The organism is Acidisarcina sp. (assembly GCA_035539175.1).
Lineage (GTDB): Bacteria > Acidobacteriota > Terriglobia > Terriglobales > Acidobacteriaceae > JANXZS01.
In genome coordinates this window covers 119,604-138,274 of the sequence record DATLIY010000010.1, presented here as the reverse complement: position 1 = coordinate 138,274, position 18,671 = coordinate 119,604, and the positions used below count along the sequence as shown (strand labels likewise).

Annotated in this window: 12 protein-coding genes; 5 read left to right on the top strand and 7 right to left on the bottom strand. The window is 58.6% G+C overall.

What is annotated here, in order from left to right:
* Positions 1–231: 231 nt before the first annotated feature.
* A complete protein-coding gene (locus VM554_14330; GenBank protein HVJ09552.1) occupies positions 232–1,017 on the bottom strand; it encodes a class III extradiol ring-cleavage dioxygenase in 786 nt (261 codons plus the stop codon).
* Between the two features lie 78 nt (positions 1,018–1,095).
* A complete protein-coding gene (locus VM554_14325) occupies positions 1,096–2,940 on the bottom strand; it encodes a M2 family metallopeptidase (protein HVJ09551.1) in 1,845 nt (614 codons plus the stop codon).
* A 120-nt stretch (positions 2,941–3,060) separates the two neighbouring features.
* Here VM554_14325 and VM554_14320 point away from each other — a divergent pair, with 120 nt between their 5' ends.
* Positions 3,061–3,708: a YkgJ family cysteine cluster protein gene (locus VM554_14320; GenBank protein ID HVJ09550.1), complete on the top strand. Its 648-nt coding sequence runs from the start codon at positions 3,061–3,063 to the stop codon at positions 3,706–3,708.
* A 3-nt stretch (positions 3,709–3,711) separates the two neighbouring features.
* Here VM554_14320 and VM554_14315 read toward each other — a convergent pair whose 3' ends face one another.
* Positions 3,712–5,631: an ABC transporter ATP-binding protein gene (locus VM554_14315; GenBank protein ID HVJ09549.1), complete on the bottom strand. Its 1,920-nt coding sequence runs from the start codon at positions 5,629–5,631 to the stop codon at positions 3,712–3,714.
* Positions 5,632–5,666: 35 nt separating this feature from the next.
* On the bottom strand, positions 5,667–7,550 hold the full coding sequence (locus tag VM554_14310) for an asparagine synthase-related protein (GenBank protein ID HVJ09548.1): 1,884 nt from the start codon (positions 7,548–7,550) through the stop codon (positions 5,667–5,669).
* Between the two features lie 1,041 nt (positions 7,551–8,591).
* Here VM554_14310 and VM554_14305 point away from each other — a divergent pair.
* Positions 8,592–9,188: a hypothetical protein gene (locus VM554_14305; protein ID HVJ09547.1), complete on the top strand. Its 597-nt coding sequence runs from the start codon at positions 8,592–8,594 to the stop codon at positions 9,186–9,188.
* A 31-nt stretch (positions 9,189–9,219) separates the two neighbouring features.
* Here VM554_14305 and VM554_14300 read toward each other — a convergent pair whose 3' ends face one another.
* Positions 9,220–9,645, bottom strand: a complete 426-nt coding sequence (locus tag VM554_14300; GenBank protein ID HVJ09546.1) for a lasso peptide biosynthesis B2 protein — start codon at positions 9,643–9,645, stop codon at positions 9,220–9,222.
* A 318-nt stretch (positions 9,646–9,963) separates the two neighbouring features.
* Between VM554_14300 and VM554_14295 the strand changes: the two genes are divergently transcribed.
* From VM554_14295 to ligD, 3 genes are all read left to right on the top strand, one after another.
* Complete coding sequence (locus VM554_14295; GenBank protein ID HVJ09545.1) at positions 9,964–11,157, top strand: aminotransferase class I/II-fold pyridoxal phosphate-dependent enzyme; 1,194 nt, start codon at positions 9,964–9,966, stop codon at positions 11,155–11,157.
* Positions 11,154–12,347, top strand: a complete 1,194-nt coding sequence (locus tag VM554_14290) for a PLP-dependent aspartate aminotransferase family protein (protein HVJ09544.1) — start codon at positions 11,154–11,156, stop codon at positions 12,345–12,347. Before VM554_14295 ends, VM554_14290 begins: the two co-directional genes overlap by 4 nt.
* A gap of 94 nt (positions 12,348–12,441) precedes the next feature.
* The gene (gene ligD / locus VM554_14285; protein HVJ09543.1) at positions 12,442–15,258 is read left to right on the top strand and encodes a DNA ligase D; all 2,817 of its coding nucleotides are present in this window, start codon (positions 12,442–12,444) and stop codon (positions 15,256–15,258) included.
* Positions 15,259–15,302: 44 nt separating this feature from the next.
* Here ligD and VM554_14280 read toward each other — a convergent pair whose 3' ends face one another.
* Positions 15,303–17,189, bottom strand: a complete 1,887-nt coding sequence (locus tag VM554_14280) for an AI-2E family transporter (protein ID HVJ09542.1) — start codon at positions 17,187–17,189, stop codon at positions 15,303–15,305.
* Positions 17,190–17,486: 297 nt separating this feature from the next.
* Positions 17,487–18,602 (bottom strand): nucleotidyltransferase family protein, encoded by a 1,116-nt coding sequence (locus VM554_14275; GenBank protein HVJ09541.1) that lies wholly within the window; start codon positions 18,600–18,602, stop codon positions 17,487–17,489.
* Positions 18,603–18,671 lie beyond the last annotated feature (69 nt).

Sequence of the window (18,671 nt, the reverse complement as noted above, 5' to 3'; positions counted from 1 at the left end):
AGGTTCAACTCTTCCAGCTCGCCATACGACAGCGATAGATAATTGCGAAGTTCGTTCGACATGCCTCTCCTCTATCGGGTAGTCCCGCTGCCCAACCGGTCCCCATAACTCAACTGCTGATTTACTCCTAGGGTACAGCCCTCCACTCCTTGAACGAACGAAAAAGACGCCGTGCAGGGAGAAATTTCCTGCACCGCAAGGATTTCGGGCCGCTATCGGCGGCAAGGCTCGTTAGCCAAACTGCACGGTACGCCGGCTAAGGGAGCCATACTCCCACCCCTCGAGCACAAAGCGCACGTCATCGTCTGCGGCAGCCCCTGCGGCCACCAGCAGGGGGCGCAGATGCTCTGCGGTGGGGTGGGCGATGTGGATGGCGGGACCGAGAGTTGGGTATTGCATCAGGCTGTCCCAGTCGCGGCGCAGAAGCACCTCGCGAACCCATGCGTCGAATTCGCGAGCCCACGGCGGCGGTCCGCTCAGCTCGTAGAAATCTACCAGCCTGAGGTTGTGGACGAGATTGCCGCTGCCCAGAATGAAGATACCCTCCTTGCGGAGCGGAGCCAGCGCCTGGCCCACCTGGAAGAGCTGGGCCGGGGAGTAGTTGTAGGGCATGGAGATTTCAAGGACAGGGATATCCGCGGCGGGAGCCATGTGGACCAGGGGTGTCCAGACGCCGTGATCCAGTCCGCGATTGCTCTCATGAATCTCATGGCCGGAGAGCAGCGCCAATACTCGCTGGGCCAGCTCTGGAGCGCCGGGTGCAGCGTACTGCACGCAATACAGCTCCGGCGGGAATCCGCTGAAGTCATAGACGAGCGGTGCCTGTTCGGTTACGCCAATCGTCAACGGCGCACGCTCAAAGTGAGCGGAGATAACGAGGATCGCCTTTGGTTGTGGCAGCGCTGCGCCCCAACTGCGGAAAGGAGCGCCGCGCTCCGGGTCGATGGCCAGCGTTGGTGCGCCATGGGCTACAAAGCCAACGGGGAAGAGAGCGGGTTGCTGTTGTGCCTGATCCATGAGAAATATCCTTCTCTCTCAGAATAGCCCGGCTGAAAGGGATGTGTGCGATGAGCTCCGGCGGCAGCTCGTCGAATCTTATTTCGCTCGCAGTGGATCGGGCGCAACCGTCCAGCCGGCTTTCTCACCGCGGTTCTGCTCGCGGAGCCATGTCAGCAGCGGCTGAAAGTACTCCAGCATGGCAGAGGCATCGGCCTTGTCTTCCCCGGTCAGCGCCTTGAGCGCTTCTGGCCAGGGCTTCGATTGGCCGAGTTCGAGCATTGCGCTCAGGCGCGCTCCAGCCTCCTTGGAGCCATAAAACGAGCAGCGGTTCAGTGGCCCGTTGTATCCCGCGGCCCGGCACATGGCGCGATAGAACTGGAACTGGTAGATACTCGCAAGAAAATATCGAATGTAAGGAACGTTCCCCGCGATGTGGTATTTGGCGCCCGGGTCGAAGTCCGCCTCGCTGCGATTCACCGGCGGCGCAACACCCTGATATTGTTCGCGGAGCGCCCACCATGCCTTGTTGTAGTCCGCGGGCTTCACCTGGCCGGAGAATACCTCCCAGCGCCACTTGTCGATCATCAGGCCAAAGGGCAGAAAGGCGATCTTGCGGAGCGCGGTGTGCAGCAGGAGCGGGATGTCCGCCTCGGGCGGGGGAACTTTATCGATGAGGCCGATCTTCTTCAGGTACTCCGGCGTAATCGAGAGCGCGATAGTATCGCCGATCGCCTCATGGAATCCATCGTTGGCGCTGTCGCGAAACAGAAAGGGCTGCTTGCGAAAGGCCATTTGATAGTAGTTGTGGCCGAGCTCGTGATGGACGGTCGTGAAGTCATCGGTGGAGATGTGGATGCACATCTTCAGGCGCACATCCATGTTGCCATCCACGTCCCACGCACTCGCATGGCATACGACGTCGCGATCCCGCGGCTTGGTGAACTGTGAGCGCTCCCAGAAGGTCGCGGGCAGCGGCGCAAAGCCCAGGGACTTGAAGAAGCCCTCGCCATAGCCAACCAATTGCTTCGGTTCCGTGTGGCGCGCTTCGAGGATCTGGCCGAGATCGTAGGTCTGCGGCGCTACAGGCGGCGCAACGATGTCATCGATATTGCCCCACTCCTGCGCCCACATGTTTCCCACCAGGTGTGCGGGAATCATGCCATCGGGCCGCTCCGCTGCCGCGCCATATTTCTGGACGAGCCGATGGCGAACGTAAGTGTGCAGTTCAAGATACAGCGGCTCGACCTGCTTCCAGAGCCGTTCCAGATCTTCGGAGAATTGCTGCGGGGGCATGTCATAGCCGGAGCGCCAGAGCACTCCCGTATCGGCGAAACCGAGCTCGCGCGCACCCTGGTTCGACAGATCCACCAATCGGGCGTAGCGGTCGCGCATCGGTGCGCCAACCTTATGCCAACCTACCCACATGTCTTCCAGCTCCTGGGGATCGCGGCTCTTTGCCATGCGCACATCCAGATCGTCGATGCCCACGCACTTCGATTCGTCGTCGCCGGGGCAGTACTTGCCTCTTCCATAGCTTCCATCGAGCGAGGTTGAGATCTGCGTCAGCTCGGTGCGCAGCCGGGGATCGTTGGGTGCTGGCATGGTCATCCGCAGCTTGAGGAGGAGAAACTTGCGCTTCAGATCTGGAGGCAGGTCGAGAGACTCAAATCTCTTGGATTGCTGCACCAGCTCCGTCGTGCGCGCGATAACACGCTCATGCTCTTTTGCCGCGACCAGCTCCGTGTCGCCGGTGATATAGGTGGCCTGCACCCAGCTCGCGTGGGCGGCGATGTTCGACAGGTCGGTCAGTTCCGCTTCGGCCTTGCCCATAAAGGCCTGTGCCTCCGCTACGGTGGGCTGCGAAGGCGTGTTTGAGGACTGGGCGACGAGGATGGGGCATGCCATCAGCATAAGAAGAGTGGCCGCGCTCGCAAAACGCATAGTCATAATGCGAGCAAGTGTAAACCAACGATGCCGATGCGGAGTACAGGGCGGCAGCTTAACTCCCGTGGTTTGTCTCCCGGTGCGCGGAGTGTCGATTCGAATCGGACAAGGCTGAAATTGCCGCTGAAATTGCTCTATGCTGTCTGTATGGGAAGCCGTGGTGGAGATGCCGAGCTGGTACAGATCCTCGATGCCGCGCTGGCCGATGCGGCACGGCGCAGCGGAGCCTGGCTGGCATGTCGCCCGGGCTGCACCCAGTGCTGTATTGGAGTCTTTGCCGTGAACCAGTTGGACGCCGATCGCCTGCGTAACGGATTGGCGGAACTGGCACTGCAGGAACCGGCCAGAGCAGCCGCCATCCGGGAGCGCGCTACAGCTTCGATTGCTCGCCTCGCACCAGAATTTCCGGGAGATGCCGCAACAGGAATTCTTGCGGAAGGAGAGGAAGCGGAGGCGCAATTTGAAGATTTCGCCAACGACGAGCCATGTCCGGCTCTCGATCCCGCAACCGGTCTCTGCGATCTCTACTCCGCCCGGCCCACGACATGCCGCGTCTTCGGGCCGCCGGCGCGGTCCGGCGAAGAAGGCGGCCTCGGGGTCTGCGAGCTGTGCTTCCACGGAGCAAGTGAGCAGCAGATTGCCGCCTGTGAGATGGAGGTTGATCCCGACGGGCTGGAAGACAAGCTGCTTGCGGAACTGGAAGAGCGCACCCAGCGGCGCGGCCGCACGATTGTCGCCTACTGCCTGACGGAGCAGCGCGGCTAGATTTCAATCTCCAATTTCATCCCCCACGTCAATTCCTATAGGGGTTCTCTGCCCCTGTCTGGCATGGATGATCTCCCACGAACCCGACGCCGTAACCCGGCCGCCCTCCAGGATGTAGACCATGTCGGCTCGCTCCACGGCCGAGAATCGATGCGCGATGATGATGACGCTCAAAGGCTCCCGCTGCCCCCGAAGACTGGCGCTCACCGCGGCGTGAATCGAATCGAGAATCCGCTTCTCGCTTTCCAGATCGAGGCTATTGGTGGCCTCGTCGAGGATCAGCAGCGAAGGCTTGCGAAGCAGCGCGCGTGCCAGGGCAATGCGCTGCCTCTGTCCGTTGGAGAGCAGAACTCCGCGATCGCCAACGATGCTGTCGAGTCCGTGCGGCATCTCCAGCACGAAATCAGCCGCGGCCTGTCGCAGAACAAAGAGCATCTCTTCTTCGGTCGCATCCGGCTTGGCCCAGCGCAGATTGGCGCGCACCGTGTCGTGGAAGAGGACAGTATCCTGCGCAACATAGCCCACGCGATTGCGCCAGCTCCGGGCCAGCGCAGGCGTGAGCTCGGTGCCATCGACCATCACGCGTCCTGAGTCCGGAGTGAGCAGCCCGTTGATCAGGTCGGCTGCGGTGCTCTTGCCTGCGCCGGATGCGCCAAGAATTGCGGTTACGCGGCCAGCCTGGGCGCGCAGCGATACATGGTCCAGCACTCTTCTGCCATCCTGCAGGTAGCCGAACGATACGTCGTCGAGCCGCACCGCTTCGTGGAGTTCCGGTGGATTCTCCGGCCCCGGAATCGTCTCCGCAGCAGCCAGGCATCCGGCCTCAAGCTCCTTCACGTTACGGAAGGCGGGAATCTCCGAAATGAAGGATTGATATTGGCTGTAGGCGGAAGAGAGACGTGGCATCAACCGCGTAAATACCACGAGCAGCAGCAGAATAGCCGCCGGCGCTACGCCAAGCCATTGCAGTGAGCAGAGGATGACTAACCCGAGCACCAGCAGGGAGCCGATCTCGAACCAGAAGGATGTTGCGGCCTGGATGCGGGTATTGCGGATGACCTCGGCGGAGACGCGCTGCTGCAGCGCCGAAAACATCGCAAGGTCGCTCTGCTGGCTGGCCAGCGCCTTAACGGTCTTCAGGTTCTGCAGATGCTCGGTCGCGGCGGCGTATAGATCCTGCATATTCCGGGAGATGGCCTGGCCGCTCTGGTGGGCGGCCCGGGTATGGCCACGCGTGAGCAGGGCCAACAAGGCTCCTGAGCCAAGCACCAGCATCGTCATCGTGACGGAAATCTTCATGGCCAGCGCGATATAGAAGAGCGAGGCAATGGCATTGGATCCAAAGGTGACCAGCCCGAAGGTCGCCATATCCACGCGGGCGATTTCGCCGGTAAGGGCATGGGTGAAGTCGGAAGAACGCCGTCGCGAGAGATACAGCCAGTTGGCATTCAGGATCGCCGAATACAGCCGGCGCGTGAGCTGCAGATCGAATCGCAGGACAGCGGCAAAGGTCAGCACCGATTGCGCCCGGTTCAACAGGGAGCGCATCGCCACCAGCACCATGAAGATCATGAGCAACAGGGCAAGCCAGAAAGGCTGCGGGACTCCCGTTGCCAGTAGCATCCTTTGGCAGGCCGCGGCATAGTGGCTGAGCGGGCCTCCCTGGTCCAGACGGAATCCCGCGACCTGGAGCAAGGGAAGCAGCAACGCGATTCCGATGCCCTCGGTCAGCGACACCAGGAACGTCACCGCAACTGCGAGGATTACGGGGCCACCGGCCACGTGGAAGAGCGTGCGCGCGTAGAGCCGCAATGTGGCGGCGAGGTCGCCCCCCAGATCGTCACCCCCCGGAGCGTCACCCTGCGGCACGGAGATCGGCGAATCAGAGTGCGAAGCCACGGTCGATTGCGCGGAATCCGGCATGCCCACACCTTAGCAGACAGCGTGCAGCCTGCTGCTCACCTTTCGCTGCCGCTCTCGAAGCCGGGATCATGGCGCCGGACAAAAGCGCCCATCCCCAGCGCGCGGGAGAGGGCATAGTGATAGGACTCCAATACCTCCCGTGTCTGGAAGCCCGTGTTGGGCCACGACGCGACGAGTTTGCGCAGGCGGGGCAGATCCAGCACCCGACGGGCGAGTGGCGAACGCTCCAGCAGCCGCAGCTCCTCACGGATGGCGGGGAGAGCATCGGCCATGCTCTCGTTCCAGTCCGCTGCCTGCAGCCCGCGAGCATAGCGTTGGAGCGTCGCTTCCGGCAGACGCCCCTTCATTGCGCGGCGAATCAGCGAGCGCATCCAGCCATCGCGTACAAACTGGTCGATCGGCAGGGAGTGGATGAATTCAAAGATCCGCTTATCCCCGGTGGGATCGCGCATCTCTAAATGCCAGCCCGCCATATATCCGGCATTCTCGTTCCCAAAGTCGCTGGCCAAGAAGAGAGCATTCAGTTCGGATCGGACGTCGTAGGCCTGGAAATTAAAGGCCGTGCAAGCCCGGTTGAGCAGGTCAGTCTGTCGCGCCAATTCAGGATTTACCGCACAGTATTCGAGATCGAAGGCCCCCACACGAGGCGCCAGGCGCCTCTGCACCCATAGAGGAAGCAGGGGGAGTACCGTGATTCCTCCCACGTTCCGCAGGGTCACAAATTGATTCTTTCGCAGGGCCAGGGTGATCTTTGCCAGCTTCAACCAATGGCCGGAGCGGAACAGATCCGCCAGGGAGAGAAAGCCATCGTAGCTGATGGTTCCGTTGCCAATCCGTCCGGTGAGCATGGCGGTGATGCCCCGGTTCCGTGCCTGGTCGAGTATGGAATCTGTCCAGACGTTATTAGTGGGGTTGAATACTGGCTGGTCGTCGTTGACGACATGGCGGGAGACCGAATCCAGCAGCGGAACCTGCCCGTTCGGCACCAGCACATGCTCAATGTTCGGGTAGAGGGCTGCTACCTGTGCGGCATACGGCCCCTCATCTCCAAATCGATCTTCCACATTGGGGACCTGAAACCCGGTGCGCGGAACATGGGTAAACGCCACCAGCCCACTCCCTTGCTCCGCCAGCAGACGAGCTGCAGTTGCCGTCACCGAGGAGCTGTCCAGGCCGCCGCTTAACTCCGTGCCGATCGCTCCCGTAGTGCGCAGACGGCAGCGGACAGCTTCATCAAAGCAGTCGCGAAAAGCCTCAAGGTAGTCCGCATCGCTCCGCAGCCGAAGCCGCGGCGTATTGCCGGGATGCCAGTATTGCCTTTGCGTCAGGCCCTCCGGCGTAATACTCAGGCAATGCCCGTGCGGCAGGGCGTGCAGATCCCGAAAGAGCGTTCTGCCATCCGGCAGGGGAAGGATCGCCAGGTGCAGGGCAACCATCTCTTCATCCAGCACGGTGTCCTCGTGAAAAGGACCATCCTGCGGCAGCGTCAGCAACGCCTTGGGCATGGATGCAAACGCAAAAAGATTGTTCTTATGCTGGAAGTAAAGGGGGCGCTCGCCTGCATGGTCGCGCGCCAGAAAGAGCCGCCGTCTGCCTGGTTGCCAGACGGCAAAGCAGAAGGATCCTACCAGATGATTCAGGCAGTCCTCGCCCCAGGCTTCCCAGGCCTCCAGCACAAACGCGCTGTCTGCCATTCCTCTTGCGACTTCGGCGGATATACCCAGCGAGCGGGCAAGTGCCTCGCGATTGTCCACGCGAGCGTCCGCTACGAGCCATCCCTTTTCACCTCTAAGGCTTAAGGGCTGGCTGTCGCATGTGTCCTCTGGCAGCAGGCGGAGGAGAGTACTGCCCATAGCAACAGACCCATCCTCGATAAACGCGGATCGGTCAGAGCCATAGATCTCCAGGCTGCGAAGCATTCCCCGACACGCTTCGCCGATCAGCGGCCACCCGTCGAAGGACCAGGCTCCAGCGATGGCGCTCAGGGCAAAACTCCCATGGGACAGGTATGCAAACAGTCAATGTCTATCATCGGATTTAATCTGCAGAGCCAGGGGTTAGCCTGCGCGTAGCGAGTGTAGCGCATTCGTGAAGGGGGTTCCGCGCCCTGATCCTTCACCTTTAGTTTTAACGCATAGAAAGCAAGGGCGTTAAAGAGTCATCTATTTCAGACGATTCCTTTAACGCCCCGCTGAATTCCTTGTAAAAAATAGATGAAGACCGACGCGAGCTAGCGAACTCTGCTCGGCCTCGTACCGTCCGGGCTCCTACTGATATTGAAATATTGCGCAGTTTCCAAGTCGATCGTATGCACGACTGGGCTGACCCACTGCTTCTTACCAGCTACAGCTGTCACTGTACCGGAAGTGGAGGTCGTTTCAGGAATCCCCGTACCACTCACCATTACGAATCACCTCATGTTAGTTGTCGGCGGTTCTCTTGAACACGGCAGTTGTAGCATAGCTTGTGCTTGCCGATTTTACGAATAGCACTAAAGTAACAGGAGGACCCCTGTTAACTTTGCGAACTTAGCAAGGGAAAAGCTATGCGATCTTATAGTAGCTGGAATGGCGTCATGTCCTACATTCAGCCATCTGGCATTAGTATAGAGCTGAAATGGCGACATTCCAATTAAAATGACAAAAATGTACTATCATCTGGGCGGCCTCACGATCGCTTCCGAACTTGATCTGCCTGGTTTGCCGCAAGTACCTGCAAATCCTGCAGATGTCGTCCTTCAAATCGGAGAAACACCTGTATTAAGGGATGCGTTCGAAGTCGAACCGAGATGCCTCGCGAATAGCCATGAATACCTGCACACCTACCCTGGTGTGGCCAGCTTCTATATCCGTGGCGGAGAGCAAATCATTGTTCACCCTTTTAATATTAGCAAGTTAGATGAATTGCGCTCTCTCCTCCATTCGGAGATCTTTGCGGTTTTATTTTCCCGGCGCGGATTGTTGCCCCTGCACGCGAGCGCAGTAAGTGTTGATAACAAAGTTTTTGCATTTCTGGGAAGATCCGGTGCGGGAAAATCGACCCTGGCCGCTTTCCTGAGCCGCCGGGGATACCAGGTAATTGCAGACGATCTCACCCTGCTCAGTCGGGGAAATTCAGGAGTCACGGAAGTAACCCCCTGCGCCCCCTGGCTGAAACTTTGGGGCGATGCCCTGAATGGTCTTGCCGAACCGGTCGATGGGCTGGAGCTGATCGCGGGCAAGGACTCCAAGTACCGCTTTCCGATTGCCCAGGGCGGGACCGTTGCCGAGAGCCGGTTGCGTCTGGCTGGGCTCTTTCTGCTCGACTCGAACGAAGAGAGAGAGACGGAGGGGGAGGCTTCGATCCGTCCGCTGGAGCCTGCCGCGGCCGTAGCCAAGTTGATGCTCTATTTCTACCCGATCCTGTTGATCCATAAGCTGGGACGAAATGCCGAACTCTTCCGCCAATGTGGAGAGATCCTTGAAACCGCGCCCATGTGGATCTTCCGCCGCCCCTGGAACCTGGGGAGTCTGGAGAGATCTCTGGGAACCCTCGAAGCGCATTTGGCCAACTACTAAGTCATCAAAATCTGAGGGATAGGCTTCTTCGTTAAGGGAAGGTGCTTACCACGGTGAAATCCGGAGCCGACTCTCCTCCGACTACGGTTAACTCTCCGGCCGTCAGCCAGGTATGCGCACGCAACACATTGTCTGGAGATCGGTTGACCCCATAGTGCAGCACGCCGGATATACCCCGCCTCCGCAGCATCGCATAGGCAGCCAGGGACTGGGGAAAGCAGACAAACGAGCCGGGCATTCGGTGAACGATAGCCAGGATTGCCCATTGCACCCGGAGAGCCGTCTGCTCGCTCTGGGATGGATTGGCCTTGGAAGCTGGACGCCGCAGCCATCCCACGAGCCTGGACAGGGGAATTTTCTTCAACGCGATTCGCGAAGCACTCAACAAGAGGAACGCCTCTGCCAACAGGAACAGGTCGGCGGGAGGTGTATGCAGGATTCGCGTAAGAGTCTTCACTGATGGCAAGAATATCGCGAAGGAGGGCCATCTGGAGCGGAGCAGGCAGTTTTCCCGGACAGGCTGGCAGGTGGTCCAGGCCTGGAATTTTCCGGGAATCACGGCGGTTTGTGATATTCTCCGTTTTATTATGAGGTTGTTTGCCACCCCGCGAATGCCTATGGCCATGCCTGCCCCAGGCGGCATCCGGCCAGCGTCGGAAGTGTGAGCAACCCTCGCAGAATCCTTCTCTGAGCAGCCGTCTGGGGCGCAATCTCCCGGCGGTTTTCTGTTTTTTTGAACGCTTTTATGCTCACCCAAGCTTGATGAGGAGGATCCGTGCCCACCCCACCCCTAAAGGACGCAACCCTGGCAATCCATGGGAATCGTGTCCACGACAGCCATACGAACGCGATACTGTTCCCCATCTGCCAGTCCGCAACCTTCTCGCAGGACACAGTCGGGCAGGCCAAGGGGCATAGCTACTCGCGAGTCTCCAACCCTTCGGTCGATGCGCTGGAGCAGGCTATAGCCGCGCTGGAAGGTACGCCGGGGAGCGTCTGCTTCCGGACGGGAATGGCTGCGATTACCGCACTTTTCCTTTCTGTTTTGAAGTCGGGCGACCACGCGGTCCTGTCTGAGGTGATTTACGGTGGGACGGTTCGTCTCTTTCACGAGGTTCTGATCGGGCTTGGCGTGGAAGCCACGTTTGTCGATACGTCCGACCTCAACGCCGTCCGTGCCGCCATCCGGCCGAATACCCGGATCCTGTTTTCGGAGACTCCGGGTAACCCGACGATGACGCTGACCGATATTGCCGCCATCTCGGCAATCGCCCGGGAGCATGGTCTGCTGCATGCGGTCGATAACACCTTCCTGACGCCGCTGCTACAGCGCCCCTTTGATCTGGGAGCGGATATTTCCGTTCTATCCACCACGAAGTACATCGACGGACATAACGCAACGGTCGGTGGCTCCCTGGCGACCCACGATGAGGCTCTTCTGGAGCGCTTTCGGCTGATCCGGAAGACGGTGGGGTCCATCCAGGCCCCGTTCGAGGCCTTCCTGACCTTGCAGGGGCTCAAGACGCTTTCCGCACGCCTGCGGATTCACTGCGAAAACGCACAGGTGATTGCACGCTGGCTTACGGCTCACCCCTTTGTGGAGCGGGTTTACTATCCGGGTCTGGAATCCTTCCCGCAATTTGCCCTTGCACAACGGCAGCAGCGCGGCGCAGGTGGGATGTTGTCCTTTGAATTGAAAGCAAGTGCGGAGGATACCTTCGCCGTGATGAATGCCCTTCGTCTGTGTACACGCGCGGAGAGCCTTGGCAGTGTCGAGACATTGATCACGCATCCTGCTTCCGCCACCCACGGCGATATTCCCAAGGAGGAGCGCGACCGCCTCGGGATCAGCGACCGGTTGATCCGCCTCTCGGTAGGGTTGGAGGCTCCGGAGGACATCATTGCGGACCTCGATCAAGCCATTACCAGCGTGCTTCAGGGACATGCGGTGGCGGGAGGTGGGCGATGAAGTTTGCCACTCGTCTTGTCGATTACGACGCGGCTCCGGGCGATTTGAACCGGCCCATGGCAACCCCGATCTACCAGACCTCCACCTTCGCACAGGAGAAGGCGGATAGCTTTGGTCCGTATGACTACACACGCAGCGGAAATCCCACGCGCCGGGTTCTGGAAGATCATCTGGCGGACCTGGAGAACGGCAAGCGTGGGTTCGTCTTCTCCAGCGGAATGACGGCCATCACCACGGTGGGGCGGCTGTTGTGTGCGGGCGATGAAATCGTTGCGGATTGGGATCTGTATGGTGGCGCGTGCCGCTTCTTTTCCCAGGTGCTGGACCGCTCAGGCGTTGTCGTGCGTTATGCGGATGCCTCAAATCCCGAACTCTTCGCGCAATCCTGCGGCCCGAATACAAAGATGGTGTATGTCGAGTCGCCGACCAATCCGTTACTGCACGTGATTGACCTGAAGGTCATGGCTGCGCTGGCGCATCAGCGGGGCGCGCTCTTCTGCGTCGATAACAGCAGCATGTCGCCGTATCTGCAGAACCCTCTCGATCTTGGTGCAGATATTGTGCTGCATTCGGCAACGAAGTATCTCGGCGGGCATAGCGATGTAACGGGCGGCGCCATCGTCGTGAAGGATGATGCGCTGGCGAAGGATATCTATTTTCTTCAGAATGCAGAAGGCAGCGCACTGGGTCCATTCGATTGCTTTCTTCTTCTGCGCGGTTTGAAGACGCTGAAGTTGCGCCTGGATGCGCAGCAGGGAAGCGCCGCAGCCATTGCCCGCTTCCTGCAGAATCACCCCCACGTGCGCCATGTCTACTATCCAGGGCTTGCCACGTCGCAAGGCTACAGCGTGCAGCAGCAACAGGCTCGCGGAGCAGGTGGCGTGCTCAGCTTCACCACCGGGTCTTTTGACCGGTCGCGGAGGATTGCGGAAGCCTCGCATCTGTTCCATATTTCGGTGAGCTTTGGCAGTGTGCACTCCACCATCAGCCTGCCGGGTTCGATGTCTCACGCCAGTGTCCCCGCGGAACTGAAAGCTATCCGAGCGCTGCCACCGGATCTGGTACGGGTTTCCGTCGGCATTGAAGATCAAGAGGATTTGCTCGACGATCTAAGCCGGGCAATCGACATAGCTTGTGAGGGGCAGCAGGACGAGAAAACCGATAAGACCGATTCGGTCAGGGTCGAATAGAAGAGTGGTACCAACCCTGACACGACTGATGCGTATGGGAGGCGGGAAATATCTGCCCGCGCGAGGCCTGTTGGGGTAGACCCGCCGTCCGCCGATGTGCATCCCAACAAAGGGGTTGCCGGTTATGCCAGTCAAACAATCGAAAGCTGCGAAGCGAAAAACAAAAAACGCAGAGCCAAAATCGAGAGGCGTAAAGCATCGGCAGAGCGCCGCGGAGCAAGTTGACCAGCAGTTGGAGCGCTACCGGGAAATGCGGCATTTTGATAAGACAGCCGAACCTCGGGGAGAATCTCGGGGAGAACCTCGGAGCGAGTCCAGAGGGAGCACGCGCAGGGATTCCGAACCGGGAAGCAGCCCGCTGCCTTTCGTAGTTCAAAAGCATGCGGCCACCCGGCTGCACTACGATTTTCGCCTGGGTTGGCGTGGAGTGCTGAAGAGCTGGGCCGTAACCAAGGGGCCTAGCTATGTGACCTCGGACAAGCGACTCGCGGTACAGGTAGAAGACCACCCCATGGAGTATGGCGGCTTTGAAGGGGTGATTCCCAAAGGCGAGTACGGCGGTGGAACCGTGATGCTGTGGGACCAGGGAACCTGGGAGCCACACGGGGATGTGGATGAGAGCCTGGCTCGCGGCCAACTAAAGTTCACGCTGCATGGAAGTAAGCTCAAGGGCGCATGGGTGCTGGTCCGCATGGGCGGCAAAGCGTCGCGGGAAGGCAAGCCTAACTGGCTCCTGATCAAGGAGCACGACGAATATGAGCGCAAGCCCGGCGATCCATCGATTCTCGATGAAGAGCCCAACAGCGTCGTTACCGGACGAGACTTTGCAGAGATAGCCGCAGAGCACGACCACACCTGGAGTTCGCGCGCCAGTTCGCAGTCGAATACTGGAAGAGCGAAACCGGTGGTGGCGATCGACACTCACGTATTGGCGGGAGCGGCAAAGGAAAGGCTCCCCGGATTTATTCCCCCGGAGTTGGCCTCTATGGCGACTGCTCCGCCAACGGGAGCAGATTGGGTGCACGAGTTGAAGCTGGACGGCTACCGCATCCAGGCTCATTTACAGGCTTCGGGAAAAACCGGGGATGGGAAGCTCTCGGTGAAGTTGCTGACACGCAAGGGGCTGGATTGGACGCTTCGCATGCCCGGCATAGCTCGCGCCCTCACCGTGCTTCCGGTAAAAGATGCCATCCTGGATGGCGAAGTAATCGTTCCTGATAGTTCGGGACTAAGCAGCTTCGCCGCATTGCAGGCTGCATTTCGGAATAAGCAAGCCAGCGACCTCATCTACTTTGTCTTTGACGTTCTTCACCTGAACGGAATCAACACGCGGCCTCTGCCTCTCTCCGCGCGAAAGGATTTAGCTAAGACGTTGGTAGGCAGCCTGGGAGAGAACGATGCCATACAGCTTAGCGAGCACTTTATTGCCGATGGAAGAGCTATGTTTCGCGAGGCTTGTAAGCTAGGCGCCGAAGGCATCGTGTCCAAGCTGATTTCGAGCTCCTATGATAGTGGCCGCAGCCGCGCGTGGATCAAAAGCAAGTGCGTGCTAGAGCAGGAGTTCGTGATTGGCGGATATACGCTGCCGATGAATCGATCTCCGGGCGTTGGCGCGCTCCTGCTTGGCTACTACGAAGGGAAAGACCTGACCTATGCGGGTAAGACAGGTACGGGGTTTAGTCAGGAGATTTCGCGCCAGCTTCGTGAGCGGCTGGAAGCACTAAAGCGCAAGACTCCGGCCTTCGTCGCGGTGCCTGCCGAGGTAAAGCGCGAGGCGATCTGGGTGAGTCCAGAGCTTGTAGCGCAGATAGCTTTTCGGGCATGGACGGCAGACAATCTGGTTCGCCAATCTGCGTTCAAGGGGCTGCGAGAAGACAAGCCTGCGGCGGAAGTTGTTCGCGAACGGCCCGTCTCGATAGAAACTACATCGGACGATCCGCCTGTAACTGTCCATACTCCTAAGAATAGAACTGGCGGGCATACTTCTAAGTTAGTTGGTAACTCAAAGGCCGGTAACTCAAGGACTGGCAGCTTAAAGATTCGTCTAACTCATCCGGATAAGATCCTCGATCCACAATCGGGACTTACCAAGCAACAACTCGCAGAATATTACGAGGAGATAGCACCGTATCTTCTGCCGCACATTGCGGGACGGCCACTTAGCATCATTCGGTGTCCCGAGGGATCCAGTGGGCAGTGTTTCTTTCAGCGCCACTTGAATCGCTCCTCGCCGCAAGGCGTCGAGGGCATTGAGATTCAAGATAAAGAGGGTGAAGGCAAGGAGATCTATCTCACGCTCTCAACCGTGGATGCGCTCGTTGGCATGGCTCAGATGAATGTACTGGAGCTGCATCCGTGGGGCTGCACCAACAAGGATATTGAACATCCCGATCGCCTTATCTTCGACCTCGATCCTGATGAGTCGATAAGCTGGCAAACGCTGGCAGGCGCCGCTCTGGATGTCAGGGACAGACTGAAGAGCATCGGTCTCAAGAGTTTTGTGAAAGTCACGGGTGGAAAGGGGCTGCATGTGATGGCGCCTATCGAGCCATCCCTGAGCTGGATAGATCTCAAGGACTTCGCTCACGTTTTTGTTCTGCAGATGGAGAAGGATAACAGTCGTCTCTATCTGACCAAGATGACGAAGAGCGCTCGCAAGGGGAAGATCTATCTTGACTACCTGAGAAATGAGCGAGGAGCGACGGCGGTGGCTCCATACTCTCCGCGTGCGCGAGCCGGCATTCCGGTTTCCATGCCGCTGGCGTGGAAGGAGTTGGAGCAAAGCACGATGCCGCGATTCCTTGTGTCTGATTTCTCCACATGGCGCAGCCGGCTTAAGAAGGATCCCTGGAAGGGAATGCTGTCGCTATCTCAGAGAGTTCGATTGAGTGAGTCGCTGTCTGCGCGCTAGACCTAGAAGCAATGGATGTAAATTACATCGATGTTTGAACGGTGCTAGAACTCTGCGGTTTGCGTCGTCGAGGCGTCCGTGGAGAGGTTCGTTGTGCCTTCATCGGGCGGCGGCGAGTCCCATTCCTCGATCTTTGCGAGTACTCCGTCGAGCGAGTTCAAAACCGCATCGGGCCGCCCGGAGCCAAATTGACTAATCTGCTTTCTTTCATCGTCCGCGGCGTTCCACAACCCGATTACGATGCGATTGTCATGCAGTTGCTGCCGAATCGTCTGGCACAGAGCCCTTGTCGTACTAAAGGCGAAGGGTGGGAGTGCAGATATGCAGATGACGGTGCGCGGTTCCTCCGCTAGCTTTGACAAGACTTCGGGAGTTGCGGAAGCCGGCGATAGTAAAAGCGTATGGTGGAAACGGTGTTCCAGTAGTTGAGCAATCATCATCGCGGTGAGTTCATCGGCGCGGTCCGTTGCGTCGGCGGGAATACAGATAACCGCGCACCGCTTCCAGCTTTCCTCGTCTTCGCTAGGTCTCTCTGCGTTCTCTTTCGTCGAGCGTGGCTCTTGGAATTCGCTAAGCTCCGCTACCAGCTCCGACGCGCTCAAGAAAAGGAAGTTACTCTGTGCTTCCCGCAACGATCCCTTGATGCGATCCTCTTCCGCGAGAGTCAACGCTGGGATGAGGACGCTGTCGTAGAGTTCCTGGAGAGAATGCTCCGCCAGAAAGCGATCTGCAATGTCGTGCGCCTCCGCTCGATCCATGGCCAGCAGTCGCTCATAGAAGCGGGCTGCGGGCGCTAACTCTGCTTCGTCTCCCAGCAACGTATGCAGGAAAGATAGTTGCGGAACATAACGCCCCATCACGATGAGGCAGACGGTTAAAGGCGTGGCTAACACGAGGCCTGGCCATCCCCACAGTACAGCCCAAAAGATCGCCGTAGCCAGCAGGGCAAGAGACGAGATGCCGGTATGCGAGCCATATAGCTGCGGTTCAACAAAATTAGCAGTAATAAGTTCCAGAACTAAAAATACCGCCAGGATCAAGAGTGGCGGCCACCAGGTTACAAACACAGCGAAGGCGTAGATAACGGGGAAAACACATCCCACTGTCGTACCTATGTAGGGGATGAATCGAAAAAGTCCGGCGATCACTCCCCATAACGTCGCATTGGGTACGCCGATCGCAAACAGGGCAATGCCGAAGCAGACGGCATAGGCTGCATTTACTAGAAATTGAAGGACGAGATACTGACTTATCCGGGTGGAAGCATCCTCCAGAGCGCGGCTCATTAAACTGATATGACTTATACCCGCGAGCAGCAGCAGGCGATTGCGTAAGTCCTCTCGCTTGGCCAGCATGTAAAGCGTGAAGACCAGAACGATAACGCCAGTAGCCAGGGGCCGAAGCGCGCGCAGCATTACGTCGCGCAAAGCGTAAAACTGGCTCTCCGGGGGCTGGACAATCACAACTCGGGTTGGTGCTTCGTGAACTACTTCTGCTGCCTTTGCCGGTGTGCGACCGAGACGCGGCGTTGCCGTGCTGCCCCCGCTCAAGACATCCACTCCAATCTCTTCGAGAGACTGAAGCGCCTGCCTGAGAGAGCCCTGCGATGGCTGGTTGGCTGCTTCAAGTTTGGCACGGATGTTCGCGCGATAGGCAGGCAGTTCTTCCGCGACGCCAACCAGTTGATGCTCAACTACCCAGCCAATGGATCCGGCAATGCAGCAGGCAGCTACAACCACGATTATGACTGCCGGCGACCGGGGAATGCCGAGTCGCTCCACCAGGGATACCGCGGGCGCGAGTAGGAAATAGAGCGTTAGAGCCAGTGCGAGAGGGATAAGCAGGGCCTGCGCGAAGTACAACACAAGCACGATGGCTGCGATGAGGAGCAGTGGGTCGCCTGCAAGGAAACCTATTCGCGTAGAACTCACCGAAAGCCTCTTTTCAGAACATCTCGTGCGCCCGGAGGGTTTTTCTGCAATGAAGCCGATCGATGGTTCGAGTTAACCTGCGTGTCTCGGGCGACGTCAGACTAGCGCTCGGGAATCGAGGTTACAACCGTATTCTTTTTGATAGATCTCGAGCCTTCGCCCGAAGCGCTTTGATCTCTTGGATGCGCCTGGTTCGGCTCTAGCTGGCCCGCCATGCCAAGGAATGATAGAACGCGCAGCCTGGTCTAAGACTTGTATTTGGAAGTTAGCGCTTGCAGGGCAGGAGAACCCTGTGATCTAGAGTTCGGCGTTCCGTTGCGCGGTTCCGGGTAAACCATGATAAAGAATCCACTCGAAAGGACCGAGCAGGGGATAAAGAAAGAAAAGAGAGTCGGGCAGATCAAAGCGTGACCATACACGCGGGCGAAAGAGTACTCGCTGAAAAATTTGCCATTGATAGGCTGCGGAACTCCTCAATCCCATTTCATACCAGGCCCATGCCCTGCCCGAGATGCTCTCGCGCGGAAGGCGATAGTCGCCTGCGGAGATGGCTTGCAAGGAAAACTTTAAGATGCGGCGTACCGCAGGATGAGAATCGGGCAGCAGGCCAGGGCCCTCGATGCGAACGCCGAAGATGCGCGTCGCGAGGCGCAAGCCCGCCGTCATTTCGGGCAGCAGGCCGAGCCTCTGTGCCTGGTTTGCCAGCCGCTCAATTTCTTCTGGCTCCATGTTTCGGCAAATCGCCACAATGTCGGCAAGAGACTTCAAGCGCATCCATCCATCCAGCGCGCCGTGGAGGCACAGGTACAAAAACAAATCGTCGAATGCCAGAGCCGGAATCTCGCCGGAACCAACTTTGACGAGGCTGAGAGACTCTGGTCGTGTGAGCTCCGTTCCCGGCATAGCTCGATTGCGGGTAAGACGCCAGTGAAGCTCTACCGCATTCCCTCGAACGCTGTGCTCGTAAACAAAGTCTTTCCAATGCCGAACGTAGTATGTGAATCGCCGCGGAGTTAGTTTTACATCCGGCTCGATGCGAATATATCCGGCCTTCTGGAGCAGTTCATCTGCGGCCACAATATCCCGCTCAGCGATCAGCAGATCCGTGTCGCCGGGATCGCGCAGCCCGGCATCTCCATAGGCAAGAATCGCCAGCGGAAGGCCTTTGAGAACACGCATGCCAATCGATGCATCTGCAAAGAGCCGGATCAGGCGGAAGACCTCTGCCAGATCTTGAAAAACGGCCATGCTCCGGGAGCTTGCCTGCTGTTCCAGCACGAGCTTGATATCGTCCGGAACGCAATCCGGAGCGTAGTGCAGCAGGTTATGGTAGACGATCGGCCCCAGCCGATGCAGCACAACCATCTCGAGGAATTCCTGCCAATCGATCGTCTGCCCGGCAAGGTCACGCACTCGCTCCCTGTCGTCCTCTCTGCGCGGCCAAAGCGCACAGGCAACCATCAGGCGGAATTCTGCGTCGTG